The 22,494-nt window shown below is 45.5% G+C and carries 21 protein-coding genes and 1 pseudogene; 5 read left to right on the top strand and 17 right to left on the bottom strand.

Features of this window, described 5'->3' with window-relative positions; all coding sequences use genetic code 11:
- Positions 1-17: 17 nt before the first annotated feature.
- The 6 genes and pseudogenes from ADU37_RS04585 to ADU37_RS04560 form a co-directional block, all read right to left on the bottom strand.
- Positions 18-1,259: an NAD(P)/FAD-dependent oxidoreductase gene (locus ADU37_RS04585; protein ID WP_203226279.1), complete on the bottom strand. Its 1,242-nt coding sequence runs from the start codon at positions 1,257-1,259 to the stop codon at positions 18-20.
- Positions 1,259-2,749: an NAD(P)/FAD-dependent oxidoreductase gene (locus ADU37_RS04580; RefSeq protein ID WP_058946501.1), complete on the bottom strand. Its 1,491-nt coding sequence runs from the start codon at positions 2,747-2,749 to the stop codon at positions 1,259-1,261. Before ADU37_RS04580 ends, ADU37_RS04585 begins: the two co-directional genes overlap by 1 nt.
- Before the next feature lie 156 nt (positions 2,750-2,905).
- A complete protein-coding gene (gene glpK / locus ADU37_RS04575; RefSeq protein WP_058946500.1) occupies positions 2,906-4,390 on the bottom strand; it encodes a glycerol kinase GlpK in 1,485 nt (494 codons plus the stop codon).
- Between the two features lie 48 nt (positions 4,391-4,438).
- On the bottom strand, positions 4,439-5,194 hold the full coding sequence (locus ADU37_RS04570) for a glycerophosphodiester phosphodiesterase family protein (RefSeq protein WP_058946499.1): 756 nt from the start codon (positions 5,192-5,194) through the stop codon (positions 4,439-4,441).
- A gap of 90 nt (positions 5,195-5,284) precedes the next feature.
- Positions 5,285-5,563, bottom strand: a pseudogene (locus ADU37_RS10945) (hypothetical protein); the annotation flags it as partial.
- 38 nt (positions 5,564-5,601) lie between these two features.
- The gene (locus ADU37_RS04560; protein ID WP_058946497.1) at positions 5,602-6,480 is read right to left on the bottom strand and encodes an MEMO1 family protein; all 879 of its coding nucleotides are present in this window, start codon (positions 6,478-6,480) and stop codon (positions 5,602-5,604) included.
- A gap of 96 nt (positions 6,481-6,576) precedes the next feature.
- On the opposite strand from ADU37_RS04560, the gene ADU37_RS04555 reads away from it, so the two are divergent.
- Together ADU37_RS04555 and pfkC are read left to right on the top strand one after the other, a co-directional pair.
- Positions 6,577-7,290: an aspartate/glutamate racemase family protein gene (locus tag ADU37_RS04555; RefSeq protein WP_058946496.1), complete on the top strand. Its 714-nt coding sequence runs from the start codon at positions 6,577-6,579 to the stop codon at positions 7,288-7,290.
- Positions 7,291-7,377: 87 nt separating this feature from the next.
- On the top strand, positions 7,378-8,757 hold the full coding sequence (gene pfkC / locus ADU37_RS04550; RefSeq protein ID WP_058946495.1) for an ADP-specific phosphofructokinase: 1,380 nt from the start codon (positions 7,378-7,380) through the stop codon (positions 8,755-8,757).
- 3 nt (positions 8,758-8,760) lie between these two features.
- Here pfkC and xerA read toward each other — a convergent pair whose 3' ends face one another.
- From xerA to sfsA, 3 genes are all read right to left on the bottom strand, one after another.
- Positions 8,761-9,597: a site-specific tyrosine recombinase/integron integrase gene (xerA, locus tag ADU37_RS04545; protein ID WP_058946494.1), complete on the bottom strand. Its 837-nt coding sequence runs from the start codon at positions 9,595-9,597 to the stop codon at positions 8,761-8,763.
- A gap of 29 nt (positions 9,598-9,626) precedes the next feature.
- Positions 9,627-10,472 (bottom strand): toprim domain-containing protein, encoded by an 846-nt coding sequence (locus ADU37_RS04540; RefSeq protein WP_058946493.1) that lies wholly within the window; start codon positions 10,470-10,472, stop codon positions 9,627-9,629.
- A 65-nt stretch (positions 10,473-10,537) separates the two neighbouring features.
- The gene (gene sfsA, locus ADU37_RS04535) at positions 10,538-11,230 is read right to left on the bottom strand and encodes a DNA/RNA nuclease SfsA (RefSeq protein ID WP_058946492.1); all 693 of its coding nucleotides are present in this window, start codon (positions 11,228-11,230) and stop codon (positions 10,538-10,540) included.
- Positions 11,231-11,314: 84 nt separating this feature from the next.
- Here sfsA and ADU37_RS04530 point away from each other — a divergent pair, with 84 nt between their 5' ends.
- A complete protein-coding gene (locus tag ADU37_RS04530; RefSeq protein WP_058946491.1) occupies positions 11,315-12,361 on the top strand; it encodes a M42 family metallopeptidase in 1,047 nt (348 codons plus the stop codon).
- Here ADU37_RS04530 and ADU37_RS04525 read toward each other — a convergent pair whose 3' ends face one another.
- The gene (locus tag ADU37_RS04525) at positions 12,362-12,646 is read right to left on the bottom strand and encodes a hypothetical protein (RefSeq protein ID WP_370456698.1); all 285 of its coding nucleotides are present in this window, start codon (positions 12,644-12,646) and stop codon (positions 12,362-12,364) included. It abuts the gene before it with no gap.
- 49 nt (positions 12,647-12,695) lie between these two features.
- Here ADU37_RS04525 and ADU37_RS04520 point away from each other — a divergent pair, with 49 nt between their 5' ends.
- Entirely contained in the window at positions 12,696-14,627 is a 1,932-nt protein-coding gene (locus tag ADU37_RS04520; protein WP_058946489.1) for a helicase C-terminal domain-containing protein, read from the top strand.
- 131 nt (positions 14,628-14,758) lie between these two features.
- Here the strand turns inward: ADU37_RS04520 and ADU37_RS04515 are convergent, their stop codons facing one another.
- The 6 genes from ADU37_RS04515 to albA all read right to left on the bottom strand — a co-directional run bounded on the left by ADU37_RS04515 (position 14,759) and on the right by albA (position 19,660).
- The gene (locus ADU37_RS04515) at positions 14,759-16,102 is read right to left on the bottom strand and encodes a cyclic 2,3-diphosphoglycerate synthase (protein WP_058946488.1); all 1,344 of its coding nucleotides are present in this window, start codon (positions 16,100-16,102) and stop codon (positions 14,759-14,761) included.
- Positions 16,103-16,271: 169 nt separating this feature from the next.
- Positions 16,272-17,363: a DUF4157 domain-containing protein gene (locus tag ADU37_RS04510; protein WP_058946487.1), complete on the bottom strand. Its 1,092-nt coding sequence runs from the start codon at positions 17,361-17,363 to the stop codon at positions 16,272-16,274.
- Between the two features lie 22 nt (positions 17,364-17,385).
- The gene (psmB, locus tag ADU37_RS04505) at positions 17,386-17,985 is read right to left on the bottom strand and encodes an archaeal proteasome endopeptidase complex subunit beta (RefSeq protein ID WP_058946486.1); all 600 of its coding nucleotides are present in this window, start codon (positions 17,983-17,985) and stop codon (positions 17,386-17,388) included.
- A 97-nt stretch (positions 17,986-18,082) separates the two neighbouring features.
- On the bottom strand, positions 18,083-18,616 hold the full coding sequence (locus ADU37_RS04500) for a cyclic nucleotide-binding/CBS domain-containing protein (RefSeq protein ID WP_058946485.1): 534 nt from the start codon (positions 18,614-18,616) through the stop codon (positions 18,083-18,085).
- Between the two features lie 58 nt (positions 18,617-18,674).
- Positions 18,675-19,280 carry a winged helix-turn-helix domain-containing protein gene (locus ADU37_RS04495; protein ID WP_343203962.1) on the bottom strand — a complete coding sequence of 202 codons (606 nt, stop codon included), beginning with the start codon at positions 19,278-19,280 and terminating at the stop codon, positions 18,675-18,677.
- Between the two features lie 104 nt (positions 19,281-19,384).
- Entirely contained in the window at positions 19,385-19,660 is a 276-nt protein-coding gene (gene albA, locus ADU37_RS04490) for a DNA-binding protein Alba (RefSeq protein ID WP_004067437.1), read from the bottom strand.
- A 185-nt stretch (positions 19,661-19,845) separates the two neighbouring features.
- On the opposite strand from albA, the gene purB reads away from it, so the two are divergent.
- Positions 19,846-21,198 (top strand): adenylosuccinate lyase, encoded by a 1,353-nt coding sequence (gene purB, locus ADU37_RS04485; protein WP_058946483.1) that lies wholly within the window; start codon positions 19,846-19,848, stop codon positions 21,196-21,198.
- On the opposite strand, the gene tiaS is transcribed toward purB, so the two are convergent.
- The gene (tiaS, locus tag ADU37_RS04480) at positions 21,195-22,478 is read right to left on the bottom strand and encodes a tRNA(Ile2) 2-agmatinylcytidine synthetase TiaS (RefSeq protein WP_058947626.1); all 1,284 of its coding nucleotides are present in this window, start codon (positions 22,476-22,478) and stop codon (positions 21,195-21,197) included. The two genes, purB and tiaS, sit on opposite strands and share 4 nt — an antisense overlap.
- Between the last annotated feature and the right edge of the window lie 16 nt (positions 22,479-22,494).

Below are 22,494 nucleotides of genomic sequence, written 5' to 3'. Positions count from 1 at the left end.
ATACTATGCAGGTGAGCCTATACCTCACCCTCCCCCACCTCCATGGTTATCTCCTTCTCCGCTTTCCGTATTTCCTCGGCTTTGAGTCTTATTCTGAGCATCTCAGAGGGCTTAACCACCGGAAGTCTTAGCTCCTTTCCGATTTCTGGAAAAGTTATCCTAACGTTTTCCATCGGTCTGGAAACCCTTGCATAAATATAGACGTCCCTCTCTCCGCTTACGTAATGTGGGGCCAGAATTCTGACATTTTTACCTCTTTTCAGCTCTATCCACTTTCTTGAGGGGATGCCTTGGTTTTCGATGAACTCCTTAGCGCCTAAAGCTGCTAGCTCCCCCTGTTCCGCCACGTAATCCACGAGATCGTTTATGAGCAGAGCATTCCCTGCCACAAATATTCCCGGGATCGTTGTTTCAAGGAGTTCATTAACCACAGGCCCTCCGTTTAGGGGGTCTATTTGAGCCCCTATCTTTTTGAGAAGCTTTACGTTTGGTATTAGCCCTGCTGAAATAAGCAGCGTATCGCATTCGATCCAGAATTCACTTCCGGGGATTTCTTTCAGGTTCTCATCGACCTTAACCACCTTAACTTTCTCCACCCTCTTCTTTCCCCTTACCTCAACAACCTTGTGACTTAAGTAGAGGGGAATTTCAAAGTCTCTGAGAATCATAACGTTCCTTGCAAGACCGCCAGGGTAGGGCATGAGCTCAATGACCGCTTTTACTTTTGCCCCTTCTAAGGCAAAGCGGCGTGCCATTATTAGGCCAACGTCACCGGAGCCAACTATAACCACTTCTTTTCCGGGCATTACACCGTAAATGTCCATCAAGGTTTGAGCCTCTCCGGCCGTGTAAATTCCGGCAACCCTGTCTCCCACAATGCCTATCTCGGAAGCGTGCCTCTCTCTTGCCCCAGCAGCGTAAATTATCGTCTTCCCCCATACCTCCATCACCCCTTTCGGAGAAGAAAAGACAACCCTCTTCTCCAAGTCGGAGTAGTTCTCGATCTCAAGAACGTATGCATTGGTATAGTGCTCTATGTTCAATTCCTTGACCTGTTTGACAAACCTATATGCAAATTCCGGCCCGGTAAGTTCCTCTTTGAAATAGTGCAGTCCAAACCCGGGATGTATGCATTGGGGCAAAATGCCCCCTAAGAACTCATTTTCATCTAACAGAAGAACTTTTAGGCCAAGCTTCTTTGCCTTAACTGCAGCGGCTAAACCCGCCGGACCCCCACCGATTACTATGGTGTCATAGATCACTCCACTTCACCCCTGAGGAGAACCTTTACATCCCCAATACCAATCTCGCTTCCCTTTCCTTTGAGGGTCACATCCCAGAGGTCTACCCCATATTCTCTCGCCAGTATCCTTGCTATCCTTACCCTGCAGAAGCTTCCCTGACATGTCCCGCTTGTGGCTTTTGTTCTTACTTTGATTGAGTCGATGCTTGGAGTCTTGACGCCTATAAGTTTCATTCTCTCAATAGCCTCCAGAATGTCACCCTCGCTTACGTGGTTGCACCTGCATACAATCTTTCCATAAGATGGATTTTGCTTCACGAGCTCGTTTGCTTTTTCCCTGGAAAGCATGAAGAAGTGCGTTATGTCTTTGCGGTAAGGGTTCCATTTTTTCTTTTCAACTAACTTTATCCCGAGATCTCGCTTTATTATATCCCTAACCTCATATGCTATGGCAGGAGCACTTGTTAAGCCTGGAGAGCGGATGCCGGCAACGTTGATAAATCCCCAAACCTCCTTTTCTGCCCTTATAATGAAGTCTCCTCCTGTGGGTTCGGGCCTCAATCCGGCAAACGTCCTTATTACCTTGCTTCTTGGAGGCAAGTTCGGCCAGAGCTCCCTTGCTTTTTTCCACACCTCTTCGAGCCCTTCTCTGGTGGTGGCTGTATTCTCTTTCTCCTCCCTTGGCAAATCTTGAGCATTTGGCCCAATCATCAGATGACCGCTTATCTCCGTGGTAACAACTACACCCTTGCTCTTTGGAGTTGGTGTAGGGAAGAGAACCCTTCTTGGACCGGGTATATCGTCATCAAAAATCCAGTATTCGCCTTTTCTCGGGTGAATCTCAAAGTCATTCACTCCTACCATTCTGGAGATTTCATCCGCATACAGTCCTGCGGCGTTTATGATTATATCCGCTTCAATGAAGCCGTTGTTAGTTTCAACGCCTTTCACTTCCCCTCCTTCAACTTTTATCCCTCTGACCTCTGTTTCAAGGTGAAGTTTTACTCCATTTGCAACGGCATTCTCCACTATTGCAATAACCGCTGGAATCGGGCCTATCTGACCAACTATAGGAACCCAAAGCCCACCAAGAGCTTCTGGATTAAGGTTGGGTTCAAGGTGGAAGAGCTCCTCCCTACCGACAATCCTCATCTCTGGAACTCCGTTTTTTCTCCCCCTCTCTAAGAGCTTCTCAAGTTCCTTGAAGTCTTCATCTTCCAACGCGACTATCAAAGCCCCGTTCCAGATGTGAGGAATCTCGAGTTCTTTTACCCACTCATGCCAGAGGCGGTTTCCCTTTATGCAAAGCTTTGCCCTTGTTGGGTACTTCTCAGGGTCATCATCGTAGCCGCCGTGGATGAGGGCGGTGTTGGCTTTGCTCACGCCCCAGCCAACGTCGGCGTTCTTTTCAATCAGATGAACTTCAAGATTTTCATATCTGCTTAAAACACGTGCTATGCTCGCACCGCTTATTCCAGCGCCTATTATGACAGCTCTTGTCTTCATGGTCCATCCCCCAATTTAGCTTAGTATAGGACTTTCATCATTTTAAAGCTTTCTCTGGGCTTTAGTACATCTCAACGGAAAGGAAAGAACAGTTTTGGGCATAAAAAGAGAGAACATGGTTAGACATTGAATTAGTGGACATCTGTGATGAATAGCTTACTGAGTTTCAACAATCCTTGCCCAGCCAAGGGCCCTCTTCACAGCTTCCTTCCATCCGTTGTAGAGCCTCTCCCTTGTTTTCTCATCCATCAGAGGCTCGAAAACCCTCTCAGCCTTCCAGAGCTCGGCTATCTCCTTGGTATTCTCCCAGTAATCCACGGCCAGTCCCGCAAGGTAAGCAGCACCAAGGGCGGTGGTTTCTTTCACAACGGGTCTTATGACCTTCCTGTTGAGAATATCCGCCTGGAACTGCATGAGGAAGTCGTTTTCAGTGGCCCCACCATCGACACGGAGCTCCTTTATCTGGACGAGCTTCTCCATCTCCTCGATAACGTCTCTCGTAAGATAAGCAATAGCTTCAAGAGTAGCCCTCACCAAGTGTTCTCTTCCGGTACCGCGGGTTATGCCGATTATTAGGCCTCTTGCAAACTGATCCCAGTAGGGCGCCCCTAAGCCAACGAATGCAGGGACGAAGTAAACTCCTTCATTGCTTTCGAGCTTCCTGGCGAGCTCCTCTGTCTCGGAAGCGTGATTTATGATTTTTATTCCGTCCCTGAGCCACTGCACCGCTGCCCCGGTTATGAAAACACTCCCTTCGAGGGCGTAAGAAATCCTCCCATTGAGACCCCACCCGATGGTCGTGAGCAGGTTGTTGGAGTAGAGCACCATCTTGTCCGTGTTCACGAGGATGAAGCTTCCCGTACCGTAGGTGGCCTTCACCATCCCAGCATCGAAGGCGGCCTGGCCGAACAAAGCGGCCTGCTGGTCACCGGCATCTCCGCTCACGGGAATCTCAGCGCCGAGGAGCTCCTTCTTTGTGTGGCCGTAGATTTCGCTTGACTCCCTGACCTCGGGGAGGACGCTTTCCGGGATGTTAAAGAGCTCAAGGAGTTCCTCGTCCCAGTCGAGCTTTTTGATGTTGAAAAGCATCGTCCTTGAGGCGTTGGAGTAGTCCGTAACGTGCTCCCCGGTTAGGCGGTAGATGAGGAATGTATCCACTGTTCCAAACATCACCTCCCCTTTCTCGGCCCTCTCCCTCAAGCCGGGAACGTTGTCGAGGAGCCACTTGAGCTTGCTCGCCGAGAAGTAGGCATCTGGAACCAAACCGGTCTTCTCCTTTATCATCGCCCCGTACTCGCGCTTTATTTCTTCCACCATCTCGGCCGTTCTCCTGCACTGCCAGACTATCGCGTTGTAGAGGGGCTTTCCAGCTTTATCCCAAACGAGCGTCGTCTCGCGCTGGTTGGTAACGCCAATGGCAGCTATCCGATTCGGTTCGATTTTAGCGCTATTAATTGCCGTCTTTATCGCCCTGAGCTGGGCTTCCCATATCTCCTCTGGATTGTGTTCGACCCATCCGGGCCTTGGATAGTGCTGGGGAAACTCGTACTGGCCAACGCCAAGAATGTTGCTTTCTCTATCGAAAACAATAGCCCTTGCCGAAGTGGTGCCTTCATCCAACGCAAGAACAAACTTCTCCATTTTCCCACCAAAAAAAGAGATAGAATTTTGATATATTTAAGTTTGGCGCTACCTTAATCCCAGTGCTTTGAGGTGTTTCACCATTTTCCCGGGATCGTCTGTGATTACGGTATCGAAAAGTCCTCTAAGCCTCTCAAGGTTGTTGTTTTGATAATAGAGCTCTTCATTTGCAGGCCACAGAGCTATCCTAAGGCCTAGGCTTTTAACCCATGCTAAAGCTTGCCTAAACCTCTCAAAGCCAATTACCCGTATGCCGTCTATGGGAACATTGACCGAGTAAAGGGAAAGCTCATCTTTAAGTTTTGGAATTAGAGGAGCTACACTTTCTTCTTCCACGAGGAGTCCTAAGGTTATATCTTTGTTTACCTCCCTTGTTTTCCTCAGTGCATCTATGTTGAAAGAGGAAATCATGGTTCTCTCCACGGCATTGAACGTATCCACTATCTCAAGCACTTTTTCCACTGCTTCTATATCCTTTATCTCAACGTTAATCAGTGCATCTTTTGGCAAAGTTTCAAAAACTTCCTCAAGTGTCGGTATTTTCTGCCCCATTCCAAGGTCAGCCTTCTTGAGTTCATCCAACGTCATTTCCTTCTGCTTCCCCCTTAGATTTGTTGTCCTATCTATGCTTTCGTCATGCATAACTATAACTCTGCCGTCTTTAGTTAGCCAAACGTCCAATTCCACACCATCAGCCCCGGCTTTTATTGCTTCAACAAAGGCAAGTAGGCTGTTCTCCGGGTACTTGCCTCTTCCTCCCCTATGTCCGATAACCAATATTTTCTCGGTTTCCCAGTGAGGCATGTCTTACCGCCAAACCAGAAGTATCTTTGCTGAAGTTAAAAACTTTTCTTCAGGCGAGCTGATACTGTCAGGCTGCGGCATCACCTCCTTAAGCCATTTCTTCCTCCCTTTGATTTTTATTATTGTTTCCTCAACTGCGAGGATTTTTGGCCGGTAGATTGCTTCCGCTATTTTTTGAACTGCTTCGGCTCTTGTGTGACTAATTCCAAGGATTCTGGCGGTTTGTCTGTAACTTAAGCCTTGCAGATATGGGTTTATTGCCCCGATTTTCTTCTCTGCTGGAATTTTGTTGAGGTGAAGGGTTTTAAGGAAGTAAATGGTGAATAATGGTTTCTGGCGCCATGTTTTTCCCTGAACAAAAATAGACATTAAAAGAAAGAAGCAAATTCAATACCCCAAACCATGAATCATGTTCCCCTCATTACAACTGACACATAGCCAACTATTGCGTCTGTACTCCTGCTCACCTCAAAGCTTGTGGTGTAGTGCAAAACCTCTGCTTCAACCGCTCCGCTGAGCCTTGAGAAGACTATTGCCGTTGCAACTCCCCCCGGGCCGCACATTGTATGGTCCATTTTCCTTATCTCGTCGAACATTCCTTTATAATCAAATTCGAGAATCTTTTGAATTACTCTGAAGTCCCACTCCCTAATTCTTCCCAGCAAATCATCTCCTCTTGCTCTGAAGGGCACGTAGCCGTAAGCATAGCCGTAATGCATCATGTCCGTACTTGCTATAACTACTACATCCCTCCCGAGCTCTTGGCTTGCTTCAAATATCGCCCTTCCCAGATCTTCGGCAACCTCCTCATCTTGCAGTCCAAGCGCTATGGGGACTATCTTCACTTCTTTCTTTGCTTTTTCGGAGATGTACTGAATGAAAGGAACCTGCACTTCGAGAGAATGTTCGTATTTGTGAGCAAACTCGTCTAAATCAGCCAAACTGGAATGCTTTGCGATAGTCTTTGCCAGCTCGGCATCAACTTCAACATCTCCCATTGGAGTTCTCCAGATGCCTTCAGGGTAAATTGCTACGGGAGAACCTAATCCAGTGTGGTTTGGCCCTATGATCACAAACGTCTCCGGGAGACCGTCTTCATAGATTGCTTTGTACGTTCTTGATGCAGTATAACCGGAGAAGATGTATCCAGCGTGAGGTGCAATCCCTGCGGTAATCTTCCTTTCTTCTCCAAGCTCTCCAAGGTCGCTGAAAAACTCATCAAGCATGAGTTTTAGCTCTCCTCCGGAAGGATAAAAGCTCCCGGCAACTGCGGGATATCTTATCATTTTCATCACCACACTCTATTTGCACCGGAGGTTTATTAGGGTTTCTTGGAAAACTTTAATATAGGTGGGGGCTAAAGCTCCTTTTAGGTGGAAATAATGTACGGATGGAGAGGTAGAATTGGCTTGATAGTACCGTCTTCAAACACAACAATGGAGATGGAACTGCATTCAGCTTTACCTGAGGGAGTATCACTTCACACAGCAAGGATGCCCCTGAAGAACGTTACTGAAGAGGAGCTTGTAACGATGAGCGGGCTTGCAGTGGAGAGTGCGAAGCTATTGAGGGATGCCGACGTTGACTTAATTCTTTATGGGTGTACAAGCGGTTCTTTTATAGGCGGAGGAGACTTTGACAGAGAGCTTGCGGAAAAAATCGAGAGCGAGGTGAAGCTACCGGTTATAACGACGAGTACAGCGGTTGTTGAAGCCCTTAAGATTCTTGACTCCCAAAGGATACTTGTCATAACCCCCTATACCGATGAGATAAACCAGAGGGAGAGAGAGTTTTTGGAGGCCAATGAGTTTGAGGTCATAGACATTAGGGGGCTCGGGATAGTTGACAACACCAGAATAGGAAGGCTCGAGCCCTATGAGGCTTACAGAATGGCTAAAGCACTCTTTACCGATGAGGCTGATGCAGTATTCATAAGCTGTACTAATTTGAGGACCTTTGAGATAATCGAGGCCCTCGAAGATGACTTAGGAGTTCCTGTCGTTACAAGCAATCAAGCCTCTCTATGGCTTGCTTTGAGGGAAATTGACATAGGGGAGAAAATCCCCCGGCTCGGAAAGCTTTTTAGGGAGTTTTAACTCTTTTGGCGATTTTCTTTATCTTCACAAAAATATTTTTAAGCACTTTTGTAAACTTTTCTCCAAGTATTCACTGAGGGTGATAACATGATGGAGTTCCTCAAGGACTTCCAGAAGATGGGCATCTACCTGGCCTACAACGTGAACGTTGACGCAATAGTATATTTGAACGAAAAGCACATAGAGAGCCTCATAAAGGAATTCGGGGCAGAGAACATTAAGAAAAGAATAGATGAATATCCGAGAGAGATAAACGAGCCTTTAGACTTTGTTGCGAGATTAATCCATGCCCTCAAGACTGGAAAACCCCAAGCCGTACCTTTGGTAAGCTATGAAGCTGATAGGTGGTTCAATTCTCGATTTAAATATGATTTCGAGAGAATTGGGGGGCAGGTGGGGGTAATAGCGAACCTTCTTGCCAACCTGGACTTTAATAAAGTTATCGCATATTCCCCTCTTCTTGGAAGAAAACAGGCTGAAATGTTCGTAAATAGGGACAACCTCCTTTATCCTGTTGTTGAGAATGGAAGGCTTGTCCTAAAGAAGCCCTTGGAAGCTTACAGGGAGGATGATCCAGTAAAAATCAACAGAATTTTCGAGTTTAGGGCGGGCACAAAATTCAAACTTGGGAATGAAACTATTGAAGTTCCCTATTCTGGAAGGTTTATAGTTGCCTGCAGATTCGAGGATTTTGCTAGAATTGAAACTTCCCCGGAACTTAAGCCTTATCTACCGGAAATAGGAGAGATGGTTGATGGGGCTATTCTCTCTGGCTATCAGGGGCTAAGAAGATATTACAGTGATGGGAAAGATGCCAATTACTATCTAAGGAAGGCTAAAGAAGACATAAAGCTGCTAAAGAAGAAAAAGGACATAAAGATTCACGTGGAATTTGCCTCTATTCAAGATAGAGAGCTCAGGAAGAAGGTAATCTACAACATCTTCCCCCTCGTTGACAGTGTGGGAATGGACGAAGCGGAGATAGCGCATATATTGAGTGTTCTCGGATATAGAGAATTAAGCGACAGAATTTTCACGTACAATAGAATCGAGGATGCTGTTTTAGGGGCCAAAATCCTCCTCGATGAATTAAATCTTGAAATTCTTCAGGTGCACACGATTTACTATCTGATGTACATCACCCACGACGACAATCCGCTCACCGAGAAAGAGCTAATGAAGTCCTTAGATATGGGAACAACCCTCGCAGCTACAAGGGCATTTCTTGGAGACATCAAAAGGCCGGAAGATGTTAAGGCCGGCTTGAACATTCCATTCAACGAAAAAGGGGAATACGTAAAGCTGAGGTTTGAAGAAGCAAAGGCCAAAATGAGGACAAGGGAATACAAGATAGTTATTATCCCCACAAGGCTTGTCAAAAATCCCGTATCCACGGTAGGGTTAGGGGACACGATATCCGCTGGAGCTTTTGCAAGCTATTTAAGCCTTTTGAGAAGAAAGGGGTAGAGACTACTCTTTCATTATTTCATCAACGAGCTTTGCTTTTTCCTGCGCTTTCTTTAGGTGTTCTACCGTGACTTTCGTGTATATCTGCGTTGTTGAGAGATTTGAATGGCCAAGGATTTCTTGGATAACCCTTATGTCCACTCCTTTTTCCAGCATATGAGTTGCAAAACTGTGGCGGAGCATGTGTGGAGTCACCTTCACTCCCGCTTTGCTTCCATACTTTTTGAGGAGGTACCAAACTGTCTTTGGAGAGATTTTATCCTTCTTTTCCCTCCTAATTTCAACAAAGAGGTATTCACTCCCGTCTTCCCTTGTTTTTAGGTAATCCTCGATTTCCTTTAAAAGGAAGTCCGGGATAGGTACAATCCTATCTTTAGCCCCCTTGCCACCTCTTACGATTAAAATCCCCCGTTTGAAATCCACGTCCTCTATTTTAAGGTTACAAACTTCGCTTACCCTTAATCCAGTTCCATAAAGGAGCAGGATTATCAACCTGTCCCTCTTTCTTGTGGGTGGAACGGCCTTTATGAGCTTCTTCACGTCTTCTCTTGTTAGGCTCTTCGGCAAGCTCCGGGGTACTTTTGGGGATTTCAACCGCTCCGCTTCTTCTTCCAATCCCTCAAACCTAAAGTACGCCTTTAGCGCTTGAACCACAAGGTTGAGGCTTTTGTTTGAGTATCCGCTTTGTTTAAGCTTTGCCAGGAATCTAAGTGCAGAGCGATAGTTGGGGGTTTTTGTCTCTTTTAAGAATCGGTCTACATAGTAGGTGTACATTCTGACAGTCTGGGGACTTTTCCCCTCGAGTTCAAGATACGTTTTGAATTCCTCTATAACGTCCATACAAACCACAAAAAATGAGTTTTAAAGGGCTAAAAGCTCTCAAATTCAGCTATACGCTCCTCTAATTTTTCTGCCTTTTTCTCCTCTTTTTCTGCTCTCTCTTCTTCTCTGCTCTTTGCTATGATGAGGCTTAAGTGGACTATTCTAAGCAGCTCGATTACCAGGTCTTCATCATCTGAATATATGTACCCTTGGCCAACGATGATTTTTCCGCCGAGGTTGAGTTTCTCAACTGCCTCTGCTATGTATTTCTCCTCTGGAGGCTCTGTCTCTCCAAAGAGCTCTTTCCATATCTCGCTTATCTTAAAAACATTGGCTCTTTTCTTCAAGGACTCTTTCAGTTTGTTGTTCTCCTCAACCAGCTTGCTGTATTCCTCCAGTAATTTTCTATAATTGCCCTCGAGTTCTTGGTAGTCACTTTTGAGCTTCTCGTTTTCCTGCATGAGCATTTCATATTTTCCTTTTAGGTCGAGCAGCTGGTTTCTCAATGCCATGTATTCCGGCAAAATCTGGAGACTCTTTAGGCCTGCCCTTACGAGCGTGTTCTTGATTTCCTTTCTCACAAGCTCGACATCTATATGTTCCAAATCATGCCCCAGGGGTATTTTCATTCTCTCCACATGCCCAACGAGCTCGCCAAGCTCTCTAAACATTCTCTCTGCCAATTCTCGTCCAACTCTGTCCGCATCGGTGGCTATTATCAATAAATCCGCCCCCGCTGCGGCACTTTTGGCTATCTCCAGATTCGTCGTTGGGATTATTGCGGAAATAGTTATGTTGTATTCACTACCGAGAGCCAACCCTTGAAGGGCCTTACTTACAACTTCTACATCACTTGCTCCTTCCACCAAAATCCTAACATCAACAATAGTCATTCCCAGCACCTCCGCGGGGTGTTACCCCGAGCTTTTATAGGGTAAGCGTTATAAAAGCCTTTGGGCTATACCTCAATTATGAGATCCTCGTTTTCTAGAATTACTTCCCCGTTGGGAAGGAGGCTTATCGATATTCCCCTAATCTCCACTCCCTTTTTCTTTGCCTCTTTTAACAGCTCGGCAATTTTTGGGTCGCCTTTGGTGTAGGGCTTGAACCTCTTAACTCCCGGCAGAGCGCCTATGAAGATTATCATTGCCCTTTTGCCGTTTTCCCTCAAGCGTATCAGCTCTTTTATATGCCTCTGCCCCCTTAAACTCGGACAGTCAGGATACATTGCGTAGTCTCCCTCTCTCAAAACGGCACTTTTCATTTCCACCCAAATCTCTTTACCGTCGCATTCCAAGAGGTAGTCAAGTCGAGAGTTGCCGATTCTAACCTCCCTCCTTTTGATTCTACATCCTTTAAGCCACCTGATCAGTCCCAGCTCAACAGCCCTTTCAAAGGCTCTTGCCTGAGTTCTTGTGTCTATAATTGCACCCTTCCCATCTTTTTCAAGGAATCCAACAAGAACAAACTCTGTTTTTCCTCCCTGTTTGGGAATGCAAAATGCTTTCTTTTCTTTAACCATGAACTCTTCCAATCTTCCGGTATTCGTTATCAACGCCTTTTTGAGTTCCCCGTTAACCCCCACTATTCCCACAAATCTGTTCAGTCTTCTTATAAACGTGCACTCGATTATCGGAAGTTTTAGCAACACGGCGCTCCCCAGTGGATTATTGACCTAAAACCTTAAATATTACCCGTCCTACATTAAGATGAATATCTAAACGAGGTGGTAGTGATGGTGGACTATGAACTGTTAAAGAAGATAGTCGAAGCTCCTGGAGTTACCGGCTATGAGTTCATGGGAGTTAGGGACGTTGTTATTGAAGCGCTAAAGGATTACGTTGATGAGATCAAAGTTGACAGGCTCGGAAACGTTATTGCCCACAAGAAGGGTGATGGTCCAAAGGTTATGATTGCCGGTCATATGGATCAAATTGGCCTTATGGTAACGCACATTGAAAAAAATGGGTTTTTGAGAGTTGCTCCAGTAGGAGGAATTGATCCGAGAACTTTGATTGCCCAACGCTTCAAGGTCTGGATTGACAAGGGCAAGTTCATCTACGGTGTTGGTGGGAGTGTTCCTCCACACATTCAAAAACCCGAGGATAGGGGAAAAGCCCCCGATTGGGACCAAATTTTCATTGACATAGGAGCTGAGTCAAAGGAAGAAGCAGAAGAGATGGGCGTCAAAATCGGAACCGTGATTACATGGGATGGAAGACTCGAGAGGCTCGGCAAGCACCGCTTTGTTAGCATTGCATTTGACGACAGAATAGCTGTCTACACTCTCGTTGAGACTGCAAGGCAGCTTAAAGAGTCAAACGCCGACATATACTTCGTGGCAACAGTTCAGGAAGAAGTGGGGCTTAGAGGAGCGAAGACAAGTGCCTTTGGGATTGACCCGGACTACGGGTTTGCAATAGACGTTACAATAGCAGCTGACGTTCCGGGCACTCCGGAGCACAAGCAAGTTACTCAGCTCGGCAAGGGAACGGCAATAAAGATAATGGATCGCTCAGTCATATGCCATCCAAAGATAGTCAGATGGATGGAGGAACTTGCGAAGAAATACGAGATACCCTACCAGTGGGACATTCTCCTTGGCGGAGGGACCGATGCTGGGGCAATACACCTCAACAAGGCGGGTGTTCCAACTGGGGCAGTAAGCATTCCCTCAAGGTACATCCACTCAAACGCTGAGGTTGTTGATGAGAGGGACGTCGATGCAAGCGTTAAGCTCATGGTAAAGGTTCTTGAGCACATACACGAGCTTGAGATCTGATTAAATGGTTTCTAAGTTTTCTTCTTCTCTTATCACATTTGCTATTTTCTCCTTTTGCATCAAAGGATAGATTCTGTAGAGTTTGTAAATGAGATAAGCCGCTCCCGTGAGAATTCCAGCTATTACGAAGGGAATTTTTGACGGCAACGGAAGACCGCGATGCCACTTATAGAGAAGATAGTTCTGGTAGTAGAAAAAGTACGCTAAAACCGTGATTATAGCTCCCTCAATTCCAGCCTCTATCAGCTTTTTTTGGTATTCCTCCATTTTACTCCCTCTCTTCACTTTGGGAAAAGTTAAAAACCTTCATTAATAACCTTTTTGATGAGTTGAGATGAGCGAATACTTCCCTTACAACTCTTTAAGGCCAAACCAAGAAGAGTTCATCAAGCTAGTGGATAATGCAGTGAGAAATGGTGAAAACATCATCATTGAGGCTCCAACTGGCTTTGGAAAAACCGTAAGTGTGTTGGCCGGAACTTTGCCCTATGCCAAGGAGATGGGATACAAGATAATCTACCTCGCAAGAACGCATAAGCAGATGGACAGAGTTATAGAAGAGCTCAAAGCCATAAGCAAGAAAATCCATGTAAGCGGGGTTGAGTTCAGGAGCAGAAAAGAACTTTGCCTTCACCAGTATATTCAAGACTTTGCCCCTGATGCATACAACGCGATGATAGTCTGCAAGAATCTCAAAAAGCTTGGCAAATGCGAGTTTTTTGAAAACTTAAAGAAAAAGAAGGAGGAATTTGAAGAGCTTGTCCAGTACTTCATCCAAACGCCTGCGGAGCCCATAACAGTGCTCACCTATTCTAAAATGTTTGACTTCTGTCCTTACGAGCTTACCCGGAAGGTTGCACTTAATTCTGACGTGATAGTGGCGAGCTATCTGTACATGATAAATCCAGCTATCAGAGAGAACTTTATGAGCTATTTTGATTTTGACTACTCTGATTTGATAGTGATCTTTGATGAAGCACATAATCTACCGGATCAGGCAATAAATGCCCTAAGCGATAAAATAAGCATCCATAGCATCAACAGGGCAATAAAGGAGGCCGATGAATACAAGGAACACGAGATTGCCAATTTTTTGAGCATCTTTTTAAAGGGTCTGGAGAATCTCTATCAGGAAAAATTAAAGGACATGAAGATTGAGGAAGTTCCCATACTGCCCGAGAGTATCTTTTACCACGTTTTTGACGTTCTGGGGATTAACGAGAGGCAGCTTATTAGAATTCTCGATCAGATGGTAAAGGCTGGGGATGCGATAAGAGAAGACAAGATTGAGAGAAATCTTCCTCCGAGGAGCTATGTTGGAAGGGTGGGGGAGTTTTTGCTCCTTTGGTTTGCCCTTATCGGGAAGGAGGACTACCTCTTTTTGATGAGCAGAGATAAAGGCTTCTCTCTTGAGCTTGTGGCGTTGGATCCTTCAAAAGCTCTGAGTTTTATCAAGAATGTGCAATCGGCAATCTTCATGTCCGGAACGCTGACTCCTTTAGAGGCTTTTGCGGACATAATGGGAGTAGAGGGCAGGCTTAAAAAATTCCCCCGGATGGTTAAGAGGGAAAATGCCCTTGTTTTAGTTGCGAGGGATGTCTCCACAAGGGGGGACGAAAGAAGCCTTGAACTTTACAAGAAGCTTGCCGGATATGTTGTCGAAGCAGTAAGGCTAATCCCAAAAAACGTTGGCGTTTTCACGGCCTCTTATGAAGTCCTCGAAGGTCTTTTATCTGTCAATGTTGATGTACGAATAAGAGAAGAGACCGGAAAAAAGGTGTTCATTGAGAAGAAAGGGGCCTCCTCAAAAGAGAACGACCTTTTGGTAATGGCATTTAAGGAGGAAGCAAAAAAGGATGGTGCTGTTTTGCTTGGTGTGATGGGGGGAAGGAACAGTGAAGGGCAGGATTACAGCGGAGATGAGATGAACGGCGTTGTTTTAGTGGGCATCCCCTATGCGAGGCCAACACCGAGGGTTCAAGCCCAGATAAGGTACTTCGAAAACAAATTCCCCGGAAAGGGTAGGTACTATGGATACATTTTGCCGGCTCATAGAAAGCTCGTTCAGGCCGCTGGAAGAGTGCACAGAAGTGAAGAAGAAAAGGGAGCGATAATAGTCTTGGACTACCGCTTGCTCTGGAAGTCTGTTCAAAGGGACCTCCCAGATTGGATGAGGGAAACGCTAAAGCCCGTAACCTTAACATCAATGAAGAGACACCTTATAGATTTTTACAGGGGAGAAAAAATCAAAGTTGAAGGGACCTAACCTCCCTTCCCCCACAATATAGTATGCAGCCGCCCCAATTAGACCGAACACCGGTGCCAAAATTATCCATAGAGCAGAAGAATGTGACACCAAACTCGATTTAAAAGTCAGAATAAAAGAAAGGGAAGGATTCAATCCTTCTTAACGTGCTTTTCTACGAATTCCCTGAGGACATCCTTGAGTTTTGGATATCCTATCTCTTCAAGCTCGTACTTGACTCTTACAGCTGGCTTGTTGAGGTTCATGAACCTTCTAAGGTCAACTGGGGTGCCCATTATAACCACATCTGCATCTGCCCTGTTGATGGTCTCCTCAAGCTCCTTGATCTGCTTCTTGCCGTAGCCCATTGCCGGCAATATGACGTCAAGGTGTGGGTACTTCTTATATGTTTCAACTATTGAGCCAACGGCGTAGGGTCTTGGGTCGATGATCTCCTTGGCGCCGAACTTCTTGGCCGCCACATAACCTGCTCCGTATCTCATTCCACCGTGCGTTAGTGTTGGGCCGTCCTCAACCACGAGAACTCTCTTGCCCTTAATGAGCTCTGGTTTGTCAACGAATATCGGGGAAGCGGCTTCGATTACAATGGCGTTTGGATTAACCTTTTCTATGTTCTCCCTCACTTTTTGAACGTCCTCCCTGTTGGCAGTGTCTATCTTGTTGATGATTATGACGTCAGCTGCGCGGAAGTTGGTCTCACCGGGGTGGTACTTGAGCTCATGCCCGGGCCTGTGCGGGTCGGTAACTACTATCCAGAGGTCCGGAACATAGAACGGGAAGTCGTTGTTTCCTCCGTCCCAGAGGATGATGTCGGCTTCCTTCTCGGCCTCCCTCAGAATCTTCTCGTAGTCAACGCCCGCATAAACCACCATGCCCCTCTCTATGTAGGGCTCGTACTCTTCTCTTTCTTCGATGGTGCACTCGTACTTATCGAGATCCTCAAAGGTTGCAAACCTCTGCACAACCTGCTTTCTCAAGTCACCGTAGGGCATCGGGTGTCTTATTGCCACTACTTTGTAGCCCATCTCCTGAAGGAGCTGGGCAACTTTCCTTGATGTTTGGCTCTTTCCACAACCCGTTCTAACGGCTGTAACCGCTACAACTGGCTTGGTGCTCTTTATCATTGTGCTCTTTGGTCCAAGGAGCCAGAAGTCAGCGCCGGCTGCATGTGCCCTTGAGGCAAGGTGCATAACGTGTTCATGGGAAACATCTGAGTATGCGAAAACAACGATGTCAATGTCGTGTTCTTTGATTATCTTCTCAAGATTGTCCTCGCTCCATATTGGGATTCCCTTTGGATAAAGCTCACCAGCGAGCTCTGGGGGATAAATTCTACCCTCGATGTCCGGAATCTGGGTGGCTGTAAAAGCTACCACTTCATATTCGGGATTGTCCCTGAAGAAGATGTTGAAGTTGTGGAAATCCCTCCCTGCCGCACCAAGAATTACGACCCTCTTTCTTTTCTTTTCGGCCATTTCTATCACCTCAAAATATTTTGATTTGGGCAAATGGTGTTTGAATTTTGGCATTTATAACTATTTTTGTTGCCTAATGAAATATTTCGTCCAAAAATCTTCATTCTGCCCTCGTTAGTTAAAAAGAAGTTTCGATAATAGTACTACAAAACTGGACATAAGAGAACACCTATTGTTTTGGGAGTGCCGTTTTAAGCATGAGCTCGTTTCCACTAACCGTTACTTGGGCCTCCAATTTGGTTGATTTGTTGGCCTTTTTAGTGAGAAGGTTTTGGATTTCCTGAAGAGCTCTATCGTCTTTCCAAAGGCTCTTCCACATTAGTATATAGTGCGTGGAGTTTTCCGCTAGGATTACTTTATCTCCCCGCCATGCCATAGAGATTTTTAAGGCCTCTTCTTGGTCTACGCCATTCGTCACAAGAAGGAGATAGAAATAGAACTCCCCGAGTCGATCTTCGTGAATTATCCTGTAACCTCTGTCCAAGCTTATCTCCACCTCTTGGGGAAGAACTTTGGCTAAATAAATCTCTGGATGCATTATCTGCTGGGTTGTTTGTGGTGGATTGGTGTGGGCTTCATTGACAAGCTCCCAACCTCCTTTTTGGTAAAGGTATTCGACGAATTTGTCACCAAAAACATAGGGAAAGTACCCAAAGTTCATTGGGGGATCTTTGAGGTACAGCGAAGTTATTTTCTCTATTCTGATACCGTGCTTCCTGCAATAAAGGTCAGCAGTTAGGTCTGCATCGCCTTCAATTAGGGCTTTAATGGCAAGGCTACCGTCAAGTGTCTCTGGATACTTTGGGTCGAAGTGCTGCTTTTGTATTACGTGGGTAAATTCATGAGCCAGAACTCTCTTGGAGGTATCCCCTGTTTTAAAAAAGTTTTCCGAGATTATGTAGACTTTATTCCCGGAGGTAACTGCTATCCATGAGGCAGTTTCCTTTTCTCTTGTTTTTGTAAGGTTATAGTCAAGCGGAACAAGAAGGGTCATTTTGTATATTAGCTCCCATTTTCTGATTTCTTGGTAATCCTCTCTGCCCGGACCCCATCTTTTAAGGGCTTCTTCCTTAGTAAGGACAACTATCTTGGGACTCTCCTTAAAACCAAGCCCCCTTGTTTCTTCTACTTCTTTCGATATGTTGGAGGCTATTTGAAGCACTTGCTGGGCATCTTCGCTTGGAGAGGAGTAGGTGTGATACAAGAATGCAATAAAGAAAATACCTACGAGAAAAAGGGCAAGGAGAGATTTGTTCCTCATTTAACCACCAGAAATGCAAAAATCACTCCTTAAACTCGACGAATTCCTCCTTCATACCATCTTTGGTTATTGTAACCACCTGAATCTTCCTCTCTCCCGTGTAAACATCCCTCTTACCTGCTGTCCTGACTGCCCTTATGGCCAATTCCCTTGCCTCTTCGATTGTCATATCCTCCTTGTACCCGTCTTCAAGGATCGCTATTGCAAAGGGACTCCCAGAGCCTGTTGCAGTGTAGTTATCAAAGATAAGCCCTCCCAAAGGATCGAGGCTTGCAAGTGTTGGCTCTTCAACGTAGCCACCTATTATTATCTGCACCATGTAGGGGAACCATCTGCTCTCGTTGAGTATGTTGCTGAGGAGATTTGCCATTGCCTTTGCCGTCATTGGTTTTCCCCAGGTGAATTGGTAGTATCTCGCCTCAGCTTCGAGCATCCTCGCCAAAGCCTGCAAATCTCCAACGCTTCCCGCGGTTGTTATTGCTATCTTATCGGTTATGGGTAGAATTTTCTTTATGTTGAGGGTCTCCACCATGTGGTCGAGAGAAGCTTGAGTGTCCGCTGCCAATACTACTCCATCTTTCAATTTAATTCCAACGGTAGTTGTTCCGGTTTTCTTTTCCATATCCTCTCACCTCTGGATGTGTATTCCTTAGAAGAGTTTTAAACCTTTGGGAATATAAGCTAAGCTAAAGCGGATTTAAAAATAATCGAAGGAGTATTCAACCTTCAAGCATGTCCTTGCAGCTCTCGCAGACCCATCTCTCATAGCCTTCGTGGACAACTCTGTGAAGCTGAGCATACTGCCCGCAGACCTCGCATATCCCATAGACCTCTCCTTCTTCTTTTTCAGCTTCCTCTTCCTCGTGATTGTAAGCATTTACCGCTGCAAGGAGATCAGCCGCCGTTACAAAGCCCATGGGCATTCCAAGCTTTGTTATTAGGATTCTCCTCACTCCTTTCTCCATCATAAGCTCGATGGCATCCTGAATGTCATAATCGTATTCTATGGTTATTGGATCCTTTGTCATTATCTCACTGACTTTTACCTCTTTGGGATTTTTTCCCTTGGCAACTACCTTGTTGAGGATGTCTCTATCAGTAACTATACCTATTATCTCGTCCTTGTCCATGACAACCGCACTGCTTACTTTGTTTCTTGCGAGAATTTTCGCAACTTTTTCAACAGTTTCGGTTGGTCTAACAACAACTGCCTTCCTTTTAACTATTTGCTCCACAGTAATTTTGGGCATCATTGTTCTTCCCTCCTGATTCATGTTGAACTACGATGAGAAACTTAAAAATGTTTTGGGGTTAAATTTTCTTTTTCATTAGGTATCGAGAAACCAGGAAAAACCCCACCACAAATACTAAAATCGCCAAAATGTATGGTATTGGTGAACTCTCAATTAACTTGGATGTAACCGTTTCGTTAATACCCTCAAGCCCTGGAGAAGGGGCTCGTTTAATAGTGTACGTTGCATTCTTGGCAACTAATTGGGGTTCTTCTTGGAGGAGCCTGTCGAATACTACATAAACTCCCGAAGCCAGAAGCCCGGCTATTCCCAGGCTTATAATCTGTATTTTCTCAAAAACTCTTAGGAAACGTTTTTTGACGGGCATTCCTCTGGGAAGCAGAAGAATTGGTTTTGATGATGCCCTGTAAAGCTTTACCTCTTGCAATCGCTTGCCATACTTTTTTCCGGCAATTTCTACAAGTCCCACCCTCATCATTTTATCTAAGTGGTAAGAGACGGTTGACATTGGGATTCCAAGTTCCCTTGCTATTTCCGACATTGAAAGCGCCCTTTCTTGCAGGAGTCCCAGTATTAGAAGTGAGGTTTCATTTGCAAGGATTTGAGCAAGTTCTTTGGCCTTCTCATCTCTCACATCAATTGTTTCAAATTCCACCTGCCACACCAAGACTATTTTGCAATAGAAATATTAAAACCTTTGTTTTCACTTCGAAAGGGGTTGAAGCAAAAAATTCGAGTAAAGTTATGAAAAGGAAAGAAAAGCTAAATTCATGGCTTCTCGAGGATGATCTCGATTGTTGAAGTGTTGGCTGTTCTTCCGTCAGCTGTTGGGAGCTCTTCTGTGCCGATCTTTATCTCCTTAACCCTAACCTCTGGAAGGAACCTGTTCCTGACGATCTCCGCAACGTCAACGGCCCTGCTGATGGCCCTACCTCTTGCTCTGATGCTAACTTCCTTTGCACCCTCGTTGAACTGGGTTATTACGGCCAATACATAGTTCATAACAGGCTTCTTTCCTATGAAGACAACATGCTCCTCTGCCATTTTTGACACCCTCCGAAAGTTTTGTCAATAGCAGACTTTGGATATGTGGTTAAATACTTTTCGGTTAACTGCCGGGGTTTTCAGATATGCCCCAAAAACTCAGGAAGTTGAGTTTGAGTTTTAACATTTTTGTGTACATTAGAAAATCTTTTTAAGGTTGATTATTACAAAAAATTGGTGATACGATGGCCATTCATCCAATCGATTACAGGTACGGTAGCGAGGAGATGAAACGCATTTGGGAGGAAGAAAATAAGCTCCAGAAACTACTTGAGGTTGAGGCTGCTTTGGCAAGAGCCCATGCAAAGCTCGGCAACATCCCCGAAGAGAGCGCGAGGATAATCAGCGAAAGGGCAAACACAAAATGGGTAAAAGTTGAAAGGGTTAAAGAAATTGAAGCCGAAATCCACCACGATATAATGGCCGTTGTTAAAGCCTTAAGCGAGGTCTGTGGAGAACATGGAAAATACGTCCATCTTGGGGCGACTTCCAATGATATAATAGACACCGCCAACGCTCTTCTCATTAAAGAATCTTTGGAGATTGTTTTAAAAGACCTGAGGGAGCTCCGTTCAATACTCAAAAAACTTGCAAAGGAGCATAAGCATACGGTGTGCATTGGAAGAACTCACGGCCAGCATGCCGTCCCAACCACATATGGAATGAAGTTTGCCATCTGGCTGGATGAGATCCAAAGACATATTGATAGAGTTGAAGAGGCCAAGGAGAGGATTCTTGTAGGCCAGATGAGCGGTGCTGTTGGAACAATGGCATCCTTTGGCGAAAAAGGGCTCGAACTTCAGCGTTTAGTTATGGAGGATCTTGGCCTTAAACCCGCAAGAATAAGCAACCAAATAATTCAGAGAGACATCTACGCAGAGCTCATGAGCATTCTAGCCTTAATAGCTTCAACCCTCGACAAAATGGCCCTTGAGATAAGAAACCTCCAGAGAACTGAGATTCTTGAAGTCAGCGAACCCTTTGGAAAGAAGCAGGTCGGCTCTTCAACAATGCCCCACAAGAGGAACCCGATAAGGTGTGAAAAAATCAGCGGGCTTGCAAGGGTTATCTATTCCAACGTTATTCCAGCTTTACTCAACAATCCGCTGTGGCATGAGAGGGACCTCACCAACTCTTCAGTTGAGCGTGTTATCCTTCCAGAGACGTTTATACTCTTGGACGAGATGTTGAAGAGCATGAAGAAGGTCTTATCCGGCTTGGAGTTTTTCCCGGATAACATAAAGAGGAACCTATACCTCACAAAGAACCTCATAATGGCCGAGCCGCTGATGCTCAAGCTTGCGGAGAAGGGAATGGGGAGACAAGAGGCTCACGAACTGGTGAGGAAACTCGCCATGAAGGCATTCGAAGAGGGAAGGGACTTGTTAGAAGTAGTAAGGGAAAGTGAAGCCATGGAATATCTCACTGAAGACGATTTAAACTCCCTAAGGCCTGAAAACTACATTGGTTTGGCTCCCCAGATAGTGGATAACGTAATAGCCTACATAGAAGAGGTCGAGAGAAGGGAGAGAAGTTAGTCCCTCTCAGCCGCCTCCAAGATTTTTTTCTCTCCAAGCGGGAGGACGAGCGGTCTGGAGAGGTGTTTCCTGGCATCTGGTGGAACTTCGTAAATTTTTTTCTCAAGCCGGCGGGGCAGTCTTTTTGGGATCAGGACTTTTGGCATTTTATGCCCGCACTTCTTGCATTTCAGATAGTCCCCTTTGCTTTTCATAGTTCCTCCGCACTTCGGGCATTTTGGCTTTTCATAAACTATTTTTTCGGCAAGCTTCAGTGGATAAAATTTTTCCAAGTTGAGGGTCAAAACACCTTCATATTCCTTTACTCCTCCGGCTGCAATGATCTCGTCACCTTCAATTAACATTCTAACGTACCTTCTAAATCCCTTGGTTGGCTCAAAGGCTGCAACTCTAATTGTGCCGGTTTCGTCGCTCAGCTCAAAAAATACGTGCCTCCCTTTCTCCCAGTACTCTCCGCTAACCCTCCCCCTTACAACAGCGCTTTCTAAGGGCTTCAGTTCACCGATCTTTCTAAACCTCAAGTGTTCATCTGTATTCTGATTTGTTTTATAAATCTGGAAAAACTCCACGGGCTCTTCGATGATGAGGTTTTCAAATGTCCACAAGACCCTATTTTTGTCTATTCCCCTAATGCCGACCAGAACAGGGTCTTTTCCGTGGGGTGTTATTAGAACGCTCCCCTTGAAGGGGTCGACGTTATCGTATGTGAAGGGATAGGTTAATCTGTCAGCTTCAAAAACGCTCTCTCTGTTGACCCTCCTTTCCTTTCCCCAAAATTCCCTTTTCCTGTATGCCAAGAGTTCATAGGTGAAGTTTTTCAATGGATGACCAACTGCCGCTAGGGCTCCTATTATGCCCCTGCCGAGCTTGAACTTGTGAATTTCTGCGTTTACTTCTCTCGCAACTTTTTCAGCATCCTCAACGGTAACGTGCTCCCATATGGCCTTATACGTAAACTCCTCCAGTTCCTTGGGAATTTCTCCTTCCAGAAATACAACTCCGGGGTTTGTGTTCTCATGATTAAAGTCTGATAACCCCTCAACCATTTTCAAAACGAAATCTTTTATCTTTGGAATCTCCTTCTCTTCCACTTCGAAACTCATTGCCACAGCTCCGTTTCCCCTTGTCTTGTACGGTACGTTTGGATTTAGACGGATGAGCTTTGGAAAATCTAGAGGCTCCGCTACTCTGGAGATCTCTCTATAAAGCAGGGCACCAAGATAAGTGGTGCACATCCCGTCCGGTGAATCCGTGTCGTCGATGCCTATGTGGAGCTTCATCATCCCGTAGGATATG

Source organism: Thermococcus sp. 2319x1, from assembly GCF_001484685.1.
Lineage (GTDB): Archaea > Methanobacteriota_B > Thermococci > Thermococcales > Thermococcaceae > Thermococcus_A.
The sequence above is the reverse complement of the archived record's forward strand: the minus strand, read 5'-3'. Positions and strand labels throughout refer to the sequence as shown.

Coding starts and splice junctions, on each gene's coding strand:
- glpK (WP_058946500.1), bottom strand. CDS start 4,390: ATGGAGAAGTTTGTTCTTGCGTTGGATGAAGGCACCACTTCGGCAAGG.
- pfkC (WP_058946495.1), top strand. CDS start 7,378: ATGATGGAGTTCCTCAAGGACTTCCAGAAGATGGGCATCTACCTGGCC.
- ADU37_RS04580 (WP_058946501.1), bottom strand. CDS start 2,749: ATGAAGACAAGAGCTGTCATAATAGGCGCTGGAATAAGCGGTGCGAGC.
- ADU37_RS04560 (WP_058946497.1), bottom strand. CDS start 6,480: ATGATAAGATATCCCGCAGTTGCCGGGAGCTTTTATCCTTCCGGAGGA.
- ADU37_RS04510 (WP_058946487.1), bottom strand. CDS start 17,363: ATGAGGAACAAATCTCTCCTTGCCCTTTTTCTCGTAGGTATTTTCTTT.
- ADU37_RS04500 (WP_058946485.1), bottom strand. CDS start 18,616: ATGATGCCCAAAATTACTGTGGAGCAAATAGTTAAAAGGAAGGCAGTT.
- albA (WP_004067437.1), bottom strand. CDS start 19,660: ATGGCAGAGGAGCATGTTGTCTTCATAGGAAAGAAGCCTGTTATGAAC.
- tiaS (WP_058947626.1), bottom strand. CDS start 22,478: ATGAAGCTCCACATAGGCATCGACGACACGGATTCACCGGACGGGATG.
- purB (WP_058946483.1), top strand. CDS start 19,846: ATGGCCATTCATCCAATCGATTACAGGTACGGTAGCGAGGAGATGAAA.
- ADU37_RS04520 (WP_058946489.1), top strand. CDS start 12,696: ATGAGCGAATACTTCCCTTACAACTCTTTAAGGCCAAACCAAGAAGAG.
- ADU37_RS04570 (WP_058946499.1), bottom strand. CDS start 5,194: ATGCCTCACTGGGAAACCGAGAAAATATTGGTTATCGGACATAGGGGA.
- xerA (WP_058946494.1), bottom strand. CDS start 9,597: ATGGACGTTATAGAGGAATTCAAAACGTATCTTGAACTCGAGGGGAAA.
- ADU37_RS04530 (WP_058946491.1), top strand. CDS start 11,315: ATGGTGGACTATGAACTGTTAAAGAAGATAGTCGAAGCTCCTGGAGTT.
- ADU37_RS04515 (WP_058946488.1), bottom strand. CDS start 16,102: ATGGCCGAAAAGAAAAGAAAGAGGGTCGTAATTCTTGGTGCGGCAGGG.
- ADU37_RS04540 (WP_058946493.1), bottom strand. CDS start 10,472: ATGACTATTGTTGATGTTAGGATTTTGGTGGAAGGAGCAAGTGATGTA.
- ADU37_RS04555 (WP_058946496.1), top strand. CDS start 6,577: ATGTACGGATGGAGAGGTAGAATTGGCTTGATAGTACCGTCTTCAAAC.
- psmB (WP_058946486.1), bottom strand. CDS start 17,985: ATGGAAAAGAAAACCGGAACAACTACCGTTGGAATTAAATTGAAAGAT.